Genomic DNA, 12,919 nt, shown 5'->3' with positions numbered 1-12,919 from the left:
ATGGGGCGCTTCGCGAAAATCGTGTTCGGTGCGGCTGCCGTGATCTTTCTGATCGCGCCGCTGTTCGCCATCCTTCCACTGGCATTTACCTCTAGCGTGTTTCTGACCTATCCGGTGCCGGGCTGGTCAGGGCGCTGGTTTGAGGAACTCGCGACAGCGGATGTCTGGCGCCGCGCGATCGTCAACAGCCTGATCATCGGTTCTGGGACTATGATTTTGGCAACCGTGTTGGGGACGATGGCCGCGCTTGGCTTGCGCAGCAGGATAATTTTTCTTTCCGGCCCCATTAAAACTCTGTTCCTATTGCCAATGGTCGTTCCCGCAGTAGTGCTGGGTGTGGGCATGCAACTGCTCTTCGTGCGATTGGGCATAGCAAATTCGTATCTTGGCGTGATTGTCGCGCACACCGTGATTTCGATCCCCTTTGTTCTGGTAAGCGTTACGGGTGCTCTTGGCGGTATCGACCGGCGTATCGAGCTGGCAGCCGAGAGCCTTGGCGCGTCGCCTCTCACAGTATTTCGAAAAATCACGCTTCCGCTTGCCATGCCGGGTATCGCTTCGGGTGCTGTGCTGGCATTCGCCACCTCGCTGGACGAGGTTGTTCTGACGCTGTTCGTCGCGGGACCAAATCAGCGTACCCTCGCGCGCCAGATGTTCTCGACAATTCGTGAGAACATCAGCCCGGCGATCGCTGCCGCAGCCTTTCTGTTTATTGCAGGCACCGTGCTTCTTGGGCTTGCGGCGATGCTCTTTCGCCGAAAGCGCTCGAGTGGAATAGTCTCCACTTGAGGCTGCCAATGAATTTGACTGCTGCGATATCGTTCTTGTGTCTTAACGATCAATTCGCGTCGAGAGGATGATGGACGACATCGTGCGCTCGACGCCTTCCAGCGCGCCTATGCGATCCAGAACGGCGTCAAGCTCCTGTATGGAAGGGGCCTCCACAACAACGATCATATCAAAATGTCCGCTCACAGAATGAAGTGAACGGACAGCCATCATGCCGCGCAATGCAGTTTCGACCTTTGGCGCTAGCTTCGGCAAGGCAGTCACTAATACATGGGCGCGCACCAGATCACGCTCGAACTCCGGCGCGATTCGGACCGTGTAACCCTCGATGACACCGCGCTTTTCGAGCTTCTCGATACGGCTTTGAACCGTGGTTCGAGAGACTCCGAGCCGCCTCGCTAGGTCGGCCGTCGAAGCACGGGCATTTTCACGGAGGAGGGCGATGAGGATTAGATCTGCTTCTGTCGTCATAATGCATATAAAATACGTCAGTATGCATAAACAAACAACGTCATATCGTCAGTTTGCATACTTCTTTTTGCATAGAACTATGCGATTCTTGCATATCCGAATTGCATTCCAAGGGGAATTTACATGAAAGAGATCGTTGTTGTAGGTGCAGGCAAAATCGGCGCTACCATTGCCGATCTTCTCGCTTCCACAGGCGAGTATGCTGTTACCGTTGTCGACCGCTCTCAAGCGCAGCTCGATGCACTGGAATCGGGTGCCGAAGTCAAGACGCAGGCGCTCGACATTGAAGACGCCAAGGCCCTCGAAGCTGCCTTGGCCGGCAAGTTCGCCGTACTCAGCGCCGCTCCGTTCCACCTGACGACCCGTATCGCCGAAGCTGCGGCCAAGGCAGGCGTGCATTATCTCGACCTGACCGAAGATGTGGCCAGCACGCGTCGCGTCAAGGAACTAGCGAAGGAAGCGAAGACGGCTTTCATTCCGCAGTGTGGCCTTGCTCCCGGCTTCATCTCCATCGTTGCCTATGATCTGGCGAAGCGTTTTGACACGCTGGACAGCGTTCGTATGCGCGTTGGCGCTCTGCCGCAGTACCCTTCGAATGCTCTGAACTATAACCTGACCTGGAGCACGGACGGCGTCATCAACGAATATATCGAGCCATGCGAAGCTATCGTGAACGGCGAACTGACCGAAGTTCCTGCTCTCGAAGAGCGCGAAGAGTTCTCGCTTGATGGCGTCACCTACGAAGCCTTCAACACCTCGGGCGGTCTGGGCACGCTTTGCGAAACGCTGGAAGGCAAGGTGCGCACGCTCAACTACCGCACGATCCGCTATCCGGGTCACGTTGCGTTGATGAAGGCGCTTCTCAACGATCTCGGCCTGCGTCATCGCCGTGAAGTGCTCAAGGACATCTTCGAAAATGCCCTGCCGACCACTCTTCAGGACGTTGTGGTGATTTTCGTGACTGTGTCGGGCACCAAGAATGGTCGTCTGGTTCAGGAAACCTACGCGAACAAGGTCTATGCCGCTCCGGTCGGCAAGATCGTGCGCTCGGGCATTCAGATTACGACGGCTTCGGCGATTTGCGCCGTGCTCGATATGCTCGCCAAGGGCGATCTTCCACAGCAGGGCTTTATCCGCCAGGAAGACATCGCGCTCGGAGCGTTCCTCGCGAACCGCTTTGGCAAGGCCTATGCACAGGAAGACCATTGCGCACGCATGGTCGCCTGATATCTCCTGCCGCATGACTGCGGGGCCTGTTGCGCTTGTGCGCAGCAGGCCCTGTTTGCGTTTTGGTGGCGGCCGTCTCCGCCCTACCAAAGTCGCAATTGAATAGGATCGGATTTAAGCGCATTGCCCGATCCAAACTGGTGGATGAAATATGTCTGTCCGCTTGATGTGTGTCTGTGCACCCCGAAACCACTACAGTTCGGGACGTGCTTTGAAGAAGTAGGAAAGCCATGTTGAAATCAATTGTGCTGGCCGGCCTGGCCTCAGTCGTTCTCGCTTTGCCCGTTCAGGCGAAGGAATGGAAAGAAATCCGTATCGCCAGCGAAGGCGCATATCCTCCGTTCAACTACATGTCTCCCGACGGCAAGCTTGAAGGTTTCGATCTCGATATCGCCAATGCGCTTTGCGAAGCGATGGAAGCGAAATGCACGATCGTCGCCAATGACTGGGACGGCATGATCCCCGGTTTGCAGGCCAACAAGTTCGACGCCGTCATTGCTTCGATGGCTATCACCGAAGAGCGTGAAAAGCAGGTGGCCTTCACGGACCGCTACTACACGACACCGCTTGCGGTTGTCGTGCCGAAGGACACGGACATCACCTCGCTTGATCCGTCGGCATTCGACGGAAAGACGGTAGGCGCGCAGGCTGGCACCACGCAGGGCAACTATGCCGACGACGTCTACAGCAAGGCAGGCGCGGACGTGAAGCTCTACCCGACCGCCGACGAAGCCAATGCCGATCTTGAAAGCGGCCGTCTTGATGCCATCGCCGCCGACAAGTTTCTCGCCGCCGACTGGCTGAAGAAGCAGGGCGCAGATTGCTGCAAGTTCCTTGGTGATATTCCCGGTTCTGAAACGAAGATCGCGGTTGCCCTTCGCAAGGGTGATGATGATCTGCGCGAGCAGTTCAACGCGGCGATCAAGAAGATTCGTGAAGACGGCACCTACGAAACGATCCGCAAGAAGTATTTCGATTTCGACATCTATTGATGCCAAAATTTCATCGGGCGCTCTCCAAACATGGCTTGATGTGGGGAGCGTCCGGTGCTTCAGTTGAAAGACGCATATAAGGTGGGGCGTTGCGCTGAACTGTTAATGCTCCGATAATATAATTATAACAAAGGAATAAGGGGAACGACCATGCTGAAAGCCATCCTGTTTGCAGGCGTTGCATCTGTAATCGCTGCCTTGCCAGCGCAGGCCAAGGAATGGAAGGAAATCCGCATCGCGACGGAAGGTGCCTATCCACCTTTCAACTTTGTCGCTGCGGATGGTTCGCTTCAGGGTCTGGATGTCGAAATTGCTGAGGCCCTGTGCAAGGCGATGGACGCCAAGTGCACCATCGTCGCCAACGACTGGGACGGGATGATACCCGGACTGAAGTCGAACAAGTTCGATGCGGTCGTCGCCTCGATGAGCATCACGGAAGAGCGCAAAAAAGAAGTCGCCTTCACCGACAAGTATTACTCCACGCCGCTTTCCGTTGCCGTGCCGAAGGACAGCCCCATCACATCCCTGGATGCGGAGGCCTTCAAGGGAAAGACGATTGGTGCTCAGGGGTCGACCACGCAGGGTAACTATGCCGAAGATGTCTACGGCAAGGCCGGTGCCGACGTGAAGCTTTATCCGACTGCCGATGAAGCCAACGCAGACCTGAAAAGCGGACGCCTTGATGCAGTCGTTTCCGACAAGTTCCCGATCTCCGACTGGATCAAGGGTGACGGCGCGGATTGCTGCAAGCTTATTGGTGATATTCCCAATACGCAGACCGATACCGGGATAGCGTTGCGTCAGGGCGATGACGACCTGCGCGAACAATTCAACGCAGCAATCAAGAAAATTCGCGACGATGGTACCTATGCCACGATCGTGAAGAAATATTTCGACTTCGACATCTACTGATTGCTTGTAATAAAGGCAGCTCTTTGCTGTAAGCAACAACGCGCCGGCTGAAATCGGCGCGTTTATTTCTTTGTTTTATGGATGCGTAAATGCCGATTCAGCAACAAGATGTCATCGTTCTGGGGGCGGGTATTGTTGGTGTATCCACGGCACTGCATCTGCAGGCGCGGGGCCGTTCGGTGTGCCTGGTCGACAAAAACGACCCCGGCAATGGCACCAGTTTCGGCAATGCCGGTCTGATCGAGCGTTCAAGCGTCATACCCTATTCCTTCCCGCAAGGCTTCTGGACGCTTGTTCGTTACGGCATGAACCGCCGTTCGGACGTTCGCTATAACCCCTTCTACATACCGAAAATGGCTCGTTGGCTTTTTCGATACTGGAGGGAATCGTCGCCGGAACGGTTGAAGATTGCGACGGATGCCATGTTGCCCTTGATTGAGGCCAGCGTCCGGGAGCATGACAATCTGGTGGCCCGGTCCGGCAGTGAAAAATTGATCCGGTCACAGGGGTGGATCGAAGTTTTCCGGTCATCTTCGGCATTCGACGCAGCGGTGCGCCGTTTGCCCGATCTGCAGCGTTTCAAACTGTCCTATGACATTCTGGATGCAGCAGCATTGAGGGAACGAGAAAAGTCGCTGGGCGATGTGGCTGGCGGCATTCATTGGCTCGATCCGAAGACCGTCGTTAACCCGGGAGGACTGGTCAAAGCCTATGCCGATCTGTTTATCAGAAACGGTGGGGTTTTCGTTCATGGCGATGCTGCAACCCTGACAGCGGAGGCGGGCGGTTGGCAGGTTACGACTGAGAACGGCATTGCGCGCGCGCGTGACGTGGTCGTGGCGCTCGGTCCGCAGTCCGGTCTCGTCTTCAGGAAATTCGGCTATCCAATCCCGCTTGGCATCAAGCGGGGTCATCATCTTCACTTCACCATGAAGGACGGTTCGCGGCTCGGCCATACCGTTGTCGACGAAGAAGCAGGCTATGTTCTTGCGCCTATGGTGCAGGGGGTGCGGCTATCGACGGGCATAGAGTTCGCTTCACCCGATGCGCCCGCAAATTATATTCAACTCAGAAAAGACGAGAAGATTGCGCGCCAGCTTGTGCCGCAATTGGGAGAAGCTGTCGAAACCACGCCCTGGCTTGGATTGCGTCCTTGCCTGCCGGACATGCGCCCGGTCATCGGGGCCGCGCCGAAGCATAAAGGGCTATGGTTCAATTTCGGCCACGCTCATCACGGGCTTACGCTGGGGCCAGCGACGGGGCGCTTGCTTGCAGAGATGCTTGTCGGAGAAGAGCCATTTGTCGATCCAAAGCCCTATTCGGCCGAGCGTTTTCTGTAGGCTGATTTAAAAATTTCGTGACAGGCTTGTCAGCCGCGGTCGAGCGGGGCTATCAATTGGCTCCACTCTCATATCGCGCAGTCGCGAACAATCGATCCGGAAAATCTCGTGAAAATGAAGCCTTTAGGCCGTACCGGCCTTACTGTAACTGAAATTTGCCTCGGCACCATGACCTGGGGCGTGCAGAATACCGAGTCCGATGCTCATGAGCAGCTCGACATCGCTCTCGATGCCGGTATCAACTTCATTGATACGGCCGAGGGATATGCCATCCCCATGAGCCCGGAAAGCTATGGCAAGACAGAGACCTATATCGGTACCTGGCTTAAGAAATCCGGAAAACGCGACAAGATCGTGCTGGCAAGCAAGATTGCTGGCGGCGGCAGGCAGAAGTGGATTCGAAATGGTGCCAAGCCAAGCCGCAACAGTGTCCGCGAAGCGGTGGAAAACAGCCTGAAGCGGCTTCAGACTGACTATATCGACCTTTATCAGGTCCATTGGCCGATGCGGGCGCACTATCATTTTGGCCAAAGCTGGACTTTCGATCCTTCCACTACGGACGGGGCTGCAGAAACCGAACAGATGCACGACGTGCTGCTCGGACTTGGAGACATGGTTCGCGACGGAAAGATCAGACACATCGGTCTTTCCAATGAGACAGCCTGGGGAACAATGCAGTGGCTTCGTCTGGCCGAACAGCATGGCCTGCCGCGCGTCGCCTCGATCCAGAATGAATATAGTCTTTTGCAGCGCCAGTTCGATTTCGACTTGGCAGAGTTGTCGCTCTGCGAAAACGTAGGGTTGCTGGCCTATTCGACGCTGGCCGCCGGTGTGCTGACCGGAAAATATCTGGGTGGGAAACTGCCTTCCGGTTCACGCGCAGCCATTTCCGAAGGTGGCCTCTGGCGCAACAATATTCATTCCGAGCCAGCCGTCCGCGCCTATATCGATGTTGCCACGAAGCACGGGCTCGATATCGCCCAGATGGCAATCGCCTTTGCGTTGACGCGCCCGTTCATGACGTCGGCGATAATTGGTGCGACAACTGTCGACCAGCTGAAGACTGATATCGCAGCTCACCAGGTCAAGCTCTCGGATGACGTAATGGCGGACATCGAAACCGTCTACAGACAGTATCCGCGCCCTCTTTGAGCCCAAAGTTCCAAAGGCCCGCCAGACCTGGCGGGTTTTTCTATCCCGCGAGATAGACCTCGTGCTTGACGATCCATTGGTCGATGGGCGTTTCACTTGAAGAACTGATAATCACCATTCTGTCGAAGCGAATGCTGCGGCCGACAAGCAAGCGTGCCATGCGCGCCATCTCTGTGTCGCGCGAGGCGTGGTCGGCGACGCCATAGGCAAGCGAGACATGCGGAAGAAAGGTCGAAACGTCTTTCTCCCCCGAAATATCCAGAGAATCCTGCTTCAGCCTCATCAGTGTCGGTGTTTTCTGCAGTGCAGCATAGAAGGACCGGAAATAAGCTTCGGTTCCCGCCACATCGTCAACCAGAACGTCCAGCGGTTTGCGACCGACTGCAAGGCTGAGCACCAGGGGCAGCAGTTCATCTGCCGTACGTTTCATATCGGGCACGAGTGTCGCATGCGGCTCGAATATGGGTGAATTGAAGCTGGAAGCCAGATCGGTCACGATAGATTCGAGAAATCGGAGATCGTCACGGGCGGGACGCAACCAGATGGAATGGAAGGTCATTGCTGTTGCATCTCCCGAACGCTGCGGTCATTTTTAATGGGCCTCACGCTGCTGCGGAGGATGAGTGGCAATTCGAGCATAATTGTCTGAGGTGGTGCGTTCGGTGCGGTCTGCCGCTCGTCCAACAGCCGGATGATCTCGGCGGAAAGCCGTTCTGCGTTCTGATCGAATGTGGTCAGTCGATAGGCACCCCAACGTGCTTCCGCGACATTATCGAAGCCAATGACTGAGACATCGTCGGGAATGGAGAGATTGAAGACATCGCGCGCGCAGTCCATCATGCCGAATGCCATGAGATCGTTGACGCAGAAAATGCCTTCGACGCGCTCTCTTTCGCCCAGCATCAGAGAGGCGGCACCGTAACCGCCGTCATAATCTGTCAGTTCGCCACGCTGCACGCTGACGCTCAACCCAAGGCTTTTGCTTTTCGCGACGAAGGCTTCCTCGCGCTCGACCAGATTGAGGCTGCCAACATTCGACGTTATGAGGCCTAGTTTTTTCATGCCCCGTGCCGCGAAGATTTCGACAGCCGTTTCGGCGGCAAGCCGATTGTTGATATGGATGTGGTCGGCTCCCTCTTCTGTTCGCCCGACGAGAATGAGGGTCTGGCCGTTTCGTTGGGCAAGCTCGACAAATGACGAAGACGGCATGCCAGAAAGAACCACCGTCGCTTCCGCACGATAACGCAGCAGTGTTTCATGCGCGGCAGAGAGGTTCTCTCCGTGTTGGCCGGTCGGAATCAGAACAGGAACACTGCCGCGGGCTGCGAGCCGACGGGAAAGTGCTGCGATCTGGCGGGAGCGAAACGGACTGTCGGGATCTGCCGCGATCATCCCGACAATACGGCTCCGATTGGCCAGAAGGCCGCGTGCAAGGTCATTGACCTGATAGCCGAGCTTTTCGGCAGCTTTCAGCACTTTCTCGCGTGTCGCAGGCGAGACACTGGCGCCTGGTGTAAAGGTGCGGGACACGGCGGAGCGCGATACGCCAGCCTCCAGTGCGACTTCGTGCGCGCTGATAAATCGAGGCAGGCTGTCCGCGATGTCCTGCTCTCGCTGTGTTTCTTTATCTGGCATTTCATCGCCCTACTTTTGAAAGGACATCGGCCCTGAGGAAGCGCTCGACCACGAACATGAAGGCAATTGACGGCACCAGCAATATCAGAGCGCTGATCGATGCGATTTGATAATTGCCGCCGGAACTTGCTGTATAAAGCAGCAGGGGCAGGGTGGAAATATCCGGAGCGCCGACGAAGTAAGTGCCGGTGAACTCGTCGAGCGATTCAAGAAAGACAAAGATCGCGCTTGCAAGCAGGCCGGGCGCGGCTATCGGCAGGGTGATGTCGAAGAATGTCTTGAGTGCGGAAGCGCCCATTGAACGAGCCGCTTCTTCGATCTCGCGATCAATTGCTGAAAACGCTGCCGTGGCGATCCATACGGCATAGACCAGCCCGTGGGTGACATGCACCAGAACCACACCGGTGATCGTTCCATTCAGGCCGAAGGAATAGAACATCTGCGCAATGTTCACGTAAACGGGCAGGTTAGGGAAAGCTTGCGGGATGAGCAGCGTCAACAGGATCAAGCCGCGAAAGGGCAGTTTCAATCGTGCGAGAGCATAACCGGCGGGAATGGCGAGGCCGAGCGATACGATCACGGTAAGCGCTGCAATAAGGACGCTTGTGCCGAGCGATGAGAGCGCATTGCCGCGAGGCGAAAACACATTCGCCCAGAATGAAAATCCATATTGAAGCGGCAGTGTATGCGGGAAATACCAACGCTCAGCTACAGCCCACAGGAGCAGGTTCGCGAGCGGTCCGAAAATCGCGAAGGCCAGCAGACCAAGCAATATGCCGCGTGGTATCCAGCGCCAGTCGAGAATGTTGCTCATTGGCCGTGCTCCTTCATGGTCTGGCGCAGGTAAGCCCAGGCGAAGAGGCTGGTCATGAGAAGCGAGATCGTACCCAGCGCATTTGCGACGCCGTAATCGCCGTAGGCATTGATGCGGAACGCCATGTTCGCCGTGATCATCGTTGGCGACTGCGCATTGATCATCAATGGGACGGACAAGACGGACATCATGGTGACAAAGCTCAATATCAATCCAACGAGCAATGTCTGGCGGACTTGAGGAAGCACGATCTCGATGAGAATGCGCAGCCGTCCTGCGCCAAGATTGCGAGCGGATTCGATTGTGCTGCGATCAAGGGATGCCATGGCGCCCGCCAGCAGCAGCGTGACAAATGGTGTCTGTTTCCAGACGAATGCGATGACGATGCCGCGCCAGTCCAGAAAGCTCATTGCCTGCAGTGGCGTGAGGACACCGGTTTCGATGAGCAGGCTGTTCATCAACCCATTCTTGGCCAGGAAGGTGCGAAGTATCTGGCCGACGACGATGAAGGGGATGAAAAGCGGCCAGCGATAGAGCCAGCGCAGAACGGTAACTGCCCGCGGATTGGAGCCGAGTGTCAGATAGCCACCGATAGCGATAGAGAACAACGCGATGAGCAGCGACGACAATGTGACGATGACGAAAGTGAAGATGATGTCGCTGGAATATAGCTCGAATGCCTTGGTGAAGTTGCCGGTTCCCCATTCACCGGAAACATGGAAAGCTCCGGTGATCGCCCCAAAAAGTGGTACGATGAACAACAACAGCACGATCGCCAGCGCGGGCGCGACAAGAAGAAACCCCGTTAGTCGATGCGACATTCGAAACCTCATGACGGTAAGCATAGGAGTGCTCGGCTTGAAACCACGTCCAACCGAGCACTCCAATCGAAGCTGTAGGGTTTAGTTGCCTACCTGACGTTCATATGCTTCCAGAATCGCGGTGTTATAGGGCGCGATCGGGAAAGGCTTTCCATATTTCGCAAGGTCGTCCGGCGAAATATCCGTGAAGAGCTTGTTCCAGGTGTCGCCGTCCAGCTCTGCCTTGACGTGGTCGGCATCGATGCCCGGATACCAGTTGAAGCGCTTGACGATGCCTTCAGCCTGTATCTTCGGGCTTGTCGCCAACGCAACAAACTTTTCAGCCAGTTCCTTGTGCGCACTCTTTTCCGGGATCACATAGTGCATCGGCTGTCCCGGCATTCCGGGTGCGGGAAGGACAAGTTTCATTTCCGGCGGTAGCTGTCCATTGGCCTTCCACGAATAGAACATGTCTACCCAGACCGGTCCCATTGCGATTTCGCCTCGGCTCAGCATGTCGAGTGTACCGGCATTGCCTGGGGTAAGGGTGGCGTTCTTTGTAAAGTCCTTGAGCGAGGAAAACGCCTTGTCCCAGTTCTTTGCTTCGCCTTCTTCGAAAGGACCCTTCATCAGCTTCTCTGCGTCGCCGCCATAAGCATAAATCCAACCCATGACAAAACTAACGCCGGACGCTCCGCCCTTTATCCCGTTGTAACCGAACTGCTTCGGATTTTCTTTTGCCCATGCCACAAGCTCATCATAGCTCTTCGGTGGGTTGGCGACGAGCGCGGGATTATAGGCAAGCGCGGTTTGGCTGTTGAACATCGGCATGACATAACCGTCGACATCGGTGCCGAGCGCCATTTTTGCATTGTCGCGTGTCACCAGCTTGCCGCTGTCGATTTTGCCACGATAATTTTCGAGGAACTTTGCCGTTACCATCGGCCCGACGAATTTCTCGTGGACGACAGCGACGTCAGTGTCCCACTTTTCCACGCCAGCTTTCGACTGGGCTTCGAAGCGTTCGAGAACCTTCTGCGAGCCGGCATCGCCAGGACCGGTTCCGACCACGCGAACGGTCGTGCCGGGATTCTCCTTCTCGAACAACGGTCCAAGATACTGATTGATGTAATCGACCATGTTCTGGTCGCCTGCCGTGATGACGGTAAGTTCGTCGGCGGCAGCCGGTGCAACGGTGATGCCGATCGCCATTGCCGCGTTCAGGATAGTTCTCATGAAAGGACTCCTGTCTGAAACCGGGGTTTCCGGTCTTATGATTGAAAACAGATGCGGAGCATCCGGTGGTGCTGTTGATCGGGAACGGTAATAATCGCGGGGGCGCATGCCCATGAAAGCAAGCTTGAAACGGGTATTCTCCCACTTCGGCCGGCGATGCGGATTGCGGCTTCAATGCACAGCCGTGCATCGCAGGGGTTATTAAAGATTCCGTAGTGCATTGATCTCGGATCTCCTTAATTCAACACTAGGCGCGGGCAGCGAAGCTACAGCCCACGGACTACGTGTCGAACAAAAACAGGGCATGCTCCGGTATGCGGATTTCTACATTTGCCCCAGGTTGGTGGCTCTCCTGAGCGTCGACCATGATGTGCCTATCCCCAACACGGATCATATGTCTCCAAAGGCCGCCGGGATAACTGGTTTGTTCGACTGTGCCATTGAGGACCAATTCGGCTACGGGCGAACCGGGATCAGTCCCGGGCTTGGTAAGGCGTGCTGCTTCGCTGCGGAAACGTGCCGATGCCAAGCCATCGGACAGATTGCGGCGACTTGCGGAAATAGTGCTGGCCGTGTTATTGGCGCCGACGGCGATCTCGATGCGATCAGCCTTGATCTGGATCGCTACCTCGATCAGGTTTTCCGCGCCCATGAATGCTGCGACGAAATCCGACGCCGGATGATTGTAGACTTCTTCGGGCGCGCCAGCCTGGGCGATTTCACCATTGTTGAGAATGACGATACGGTCGGCCATGACCATGGCTTCTTCGCGGTCGTGTGTCACATGAACTGCGGTGATGCCGAGACGGCGCTGCAAGGCGCTGATTTCATGGCGAACCGATAGTCGGATGCGTGCATCGAGATTGGACAGCGGTTCATCTAGAAGCAGGATGTCAGGCTGAATGGCGAGTGCGCGCCCGAGGGCGACACGCTGGCGTTGGCCGCCGGAAAGGGCGGCAGGTTTGCGCTCCAGCAAGGCATCCAGTCCCAGCAGGCGCGCAACGTCTTCGACCTTCTGCTTGATGGTTTCCGTCGCTACGCCGCGTATGCGCAGGCCATAGCCCATATTCTGCGCAACAGTCATGTGCGGCCAGAGCGCATAAGACTGGAAGACAAGTGCCATGCCGCGCTTGTCCGGAGGCAGTCTGGTCACATCCTTGCCGTTCACCCGGATTGCGCCGCCGGATGGCATGTTGAAGCCCGCAATGGCTCGCAACAACGTTGTCTTGCCGCAGCCAGAGGAGCCAAGAAGCGCGACGAACTCGCCTTTTTTGACGGATAGGTTTACGCCTTTGAGAACTTCATTATTGCCATAGCGAACGCGCGCGTCCGCCACCTCCAAAAACGCAGGCATAAGCGTCTCCTCCCCAGGATCGCCGGCTGATTTTATATTGTCTGCACAGCCGTGCAAATTGGATTGAAGCATCTTTAAGCAACCTCGACAAGCCGCAAAAATGAAATTGCGCCGGAAAACTGTCTCGAGTTCCGTTATGGAACGCCGTTTGGTGGCTGTTTATCGGGATTTCATAACAGCTGTATGACGCAACGCCG

Annotated in this window: 13 protein-coding genes; 6 read left to right on the top strand and 7 right to left on the bottom strand. The window is 56.0% G+C overall.

Going from position 1 to position 12,919, the window contains the following annotated elements; all coding sequences use genetic code 11:
* Positions 1–789 (top strand): ABC transporter permease, encoded by a 789-nt coding sequence (locus ABWW28_RS09805; RefSeq protein ID WP_151661019.1) that lies wholly within the window; start codon positions 1–3, stop codon positions 787–789.
* Between the two features lie 42 nt (positions 790–831).
* On the opposite strand, the gene ABWW28_RS09800 is transcribed toward ABWW28_RS09805, so the two are convergent.
* Complete coding sequence (locus ABWW28_RS09800) at positions 832–1,260, bottom strand: Lrp/AsnC family transcriptional regulator (RefSeq protein ID WP_021587257.1); 429 nt, start codon at positions 1,258–1,260, stop codon at positions 832–834.
* A gap of 123 nt (positions 1,261–1,383) precedes the next feature.
* Here ABWW28_RS09800 and ABWW28_RS09795 point away from each other — a divergent pair, with 123 nt between their 5' ends.
* The 5 genes from ABWW28_RS09795 to ABWW28_RS09775 all read left to right on the top strand — a co-directional run bounded on the left by ABWW28_RS09795 (position 1,384) and on the right by ABWW28_RS09775 (position 6,883).
* Complete coding sequence (locus tag ABWW28_RS09795; protein ID WP_176587689.1) at positions 1,384–2,487, top strand: saccharopine dehydrogenase family protein; 1,104 nt, start codon at positions 1,384–1,386, stop codon at positions 2,485–2,487.
* A 230-nt stretch (positions 2,488–2,717) separates the two neighbouring features.
* Positions 2,718–3,479 (top strand): ABC transporter substrate-binding protein, encoded by a 762-nt coding sequence (locus tag ABWW28_RS09790; protein ID WP_151658979.1) that lies wholly within the window; start codon positions 2,718–2,720, stop codon positions 3,477–3,479.
* A gap of 150 nt (positions 3,480–3,629) precedes the next feature.
* Positions 3,630–4,391, top strand: coding sequence for an ABC transporter substrate-binding protein (locus tag ABWW28_RS09785; protein ID WP_151657414.1), 762 nt, complete (start codon positions 3,630–3,632; stop codon positions 4,389–4,391).
* 89 nt (positions 4,392–4,480) lie between these two features.
* The gene (locus tag ABWW28_RS09780; RefSeq protein WP_176587690.1) at positions 4,481–5,731 is read left to right on the top strand and encodes an NAD(P)/FAD-dependent oxidoreductase; all 1,251 of its coding nucleotides are present in this window, start codon (positions 4,481–4,483) and stop codon (positions 5,729–5,731) included.
* A gap of 114 nt (positions 5,732–5,845) precedes the next feature.
* Entirely contained in the window at positions 5,846–6,883 is a 1,038-nt protein-coding gene (locus ABWW28_RS09775; RefSeq protein ID WP_176587691.1) for an aldo/keto reductase, read from the top strand.
* A gap of 40 nt (positions 6,884–6,923) precedes the next feature.
* Here the strand turns inward: ABWW28_RS09775 and ABWW28_RS09770 are convergent, their stop codons facing one another.
* The 6 genes from ABWW28_RS09770 to ABWW28_RS09745 form a co-directional block, all read right to left on the bottom strand.
* On the bottom strand, positions 6,924–7,442 hold the full coding sequence (locus ABWW28_RS09770) for a haloacid dehalogenase (RefSeq protein WP_176587692.1): 519 nt from the start codon (positions 7,440–7,442) through the stop codon (positions 6,924–6,926).
* Entirely contained in the window at positions 7,439–8,518 is a 1,080-nt protein-coding gene (locus ABWW28_RS09765; RefSeq protein ID WP_176587693.1) for a LacI family DNA-binding transcriptional regulator, read from the bottom strand. The genes ABWW28_RS09770 and ABWW28_RS09765 overlap by 4 nt, the downstream gene beginning before the upstream one ends.
* Position 8,519: 1 nt before the next feature.
* Entirely contained in the window at positions 8,520–9,332 is an 813-nt protein-coding gene (locus tag ABWW28_RS09760) for an ABC transporter permease (RefSeq protein ID WP_075041882.1), read from the bottom strand.
* On the bottom strand, positions 9,329–10,153 hold the full coding sequence (locus ABWW28_RS09755) for an ABC transporter permease (protein ID WP_176587694.1): 825 nt from the start codon (positions 10,151–10,153) through the stop codon (positions 9,329–9,331). The genes ABWW28_RS09760 and ABWW28_RS09755 overlap by 4 nt, the downstream gene beginning before the upstream one ends.
* Before the next feature lie 81 nt (positions 10,154–10,234).
* On the bottom strand, positions 10,235–11,368 hold the full coding sequence (locus ABWW28_RS09750; protein WP_176587695.1) for an ABC transporter substrate-binding protein: 1,134 nt from the start codon (positions 11,366–11,368) through the stop codon (positions 10,235–10,237).
* A gap of 280 nt (positions 11,369–11,648) precedes the next feature.
* On the bottom strand, positions 11,649–12,722 hold the full coding sequence (locus ABWW28_RS09745; protein ID WP_176587696.1) for an ABC transporter ATP-binding protein: 1,074 nt from the start codon (positions 12,720–12,722) through the stop codon (positions 11,649–11,651).
* Between the last annotated feature and the right edge of the window lie 197 nt (positions 12,723–12,919).

Source organism: Brucella sp. NBRC 14130 (assembly GCF_040371715.1).
In the GTDB taxonomy this organism is placed as follows: Bacteria; Pseudomonadota; Alphaproteobacteria; order Rhizobiales; family Rhizobiaceae; genus Brucella; species Brucella intermedia.
This window is presented reverse-complemented; position numbering and strand designations above follow the sequence as displayed.

Bases quoted from the DNA above. Each gene is read 5' to 3' on its own strand.
- ABWW28_RS09805 (WP_151661019.1), top strand. From the start codon at position 1: ATGGGGCGCTTCGCGAAAATCGTGTTCGGTGCGGCTGCCGTGATCTTT.
- ABWW28_RS09800 (WP_021587257.1), bottom strand. From the start codon at position 1,260: ATGACGACAGAAGCAGATCTAATCCTCATCGCCCTCCTCCGTGAAAAT.
- ABWW28_RS09795 (WP_176587689.1), top strand. From the start codon at position 1,384: ATGAAAGAGATCGTTGTTGTAGGTGCAGGCAAAATCGGCGCTACCATT.
- ABWW28_RS09790 (WP_151658979.1), top strand. From the start codon at position 2,718: ATGTTGAAATCAATTGTGCTGGCCGGCCTGGCCTCAGTCGTTCTCGCT.
- ABWW28_RS09785 (WP_151657414.1), top strand. From the start codon at position 3,630: ATGCTGAAAGCCATCCTGTTTGCAGGCGTTGCATCTGTAATCGCTGCC.
- ABWW28_RS09780 (WP_176587690.1), top strand. From the start codon at position 4,481: ATGCCGATTCAGCAACAAGATGTCATCGTTCTGGGGGCGGGTATTGTT.
- ABWW28_RS09775 (WP_176587691.1), top strand. From the start codon at position 5,846: ATGAAGCCTTTAGGCCGTACCGGCCTTACTGTAACTGAAATTTGCCTC.
- ABWW28_RS09770 (WP_176587692.1), bottom strand. From the start codon at position 7,442: ATGACCTTCCATTCCATCTGGTTGCGTCCCGCCCGTGACGATCTCCGA.
- ABWW28_RS09765 (WP_176587693.1), bottom strand. From the start codon at position 8,518: ATGCCAGATAAAGAAACACAGCGAGAGCAGGACATCGCGGACAGCCTG.
- ABWW28_RS09760 (WP_075041882.1), bottom strand. From the start codon at position 9,332: ATGAGCAACATTCTCGACTGGCGCTGGATACCACGCGGCATATTGCTT.
- ABWW28_RS09755 (WP_176587694.1), bottom strand. From the start codon at position 10,153: ATGTCGCATCGACTAACGGGGTTTCTTCTTGTCGCGCCCGCGCTGGCG.
- ABWW28_RS09750 (WP_176587695.1), bottom strand. From the start codon at position 11,368: ATGAGAACTATCCTGAACGCGGCAATGGCGATCGGCATCACCGTTGCA.
- ABWW28_RS09745 (WP_176587696.1), bottom strand. From the start codon at position 12,722: ATGCCTGCGTTTTTGGAGGTGGCGGACGCGCGCGTTCGCTATGGCAAT.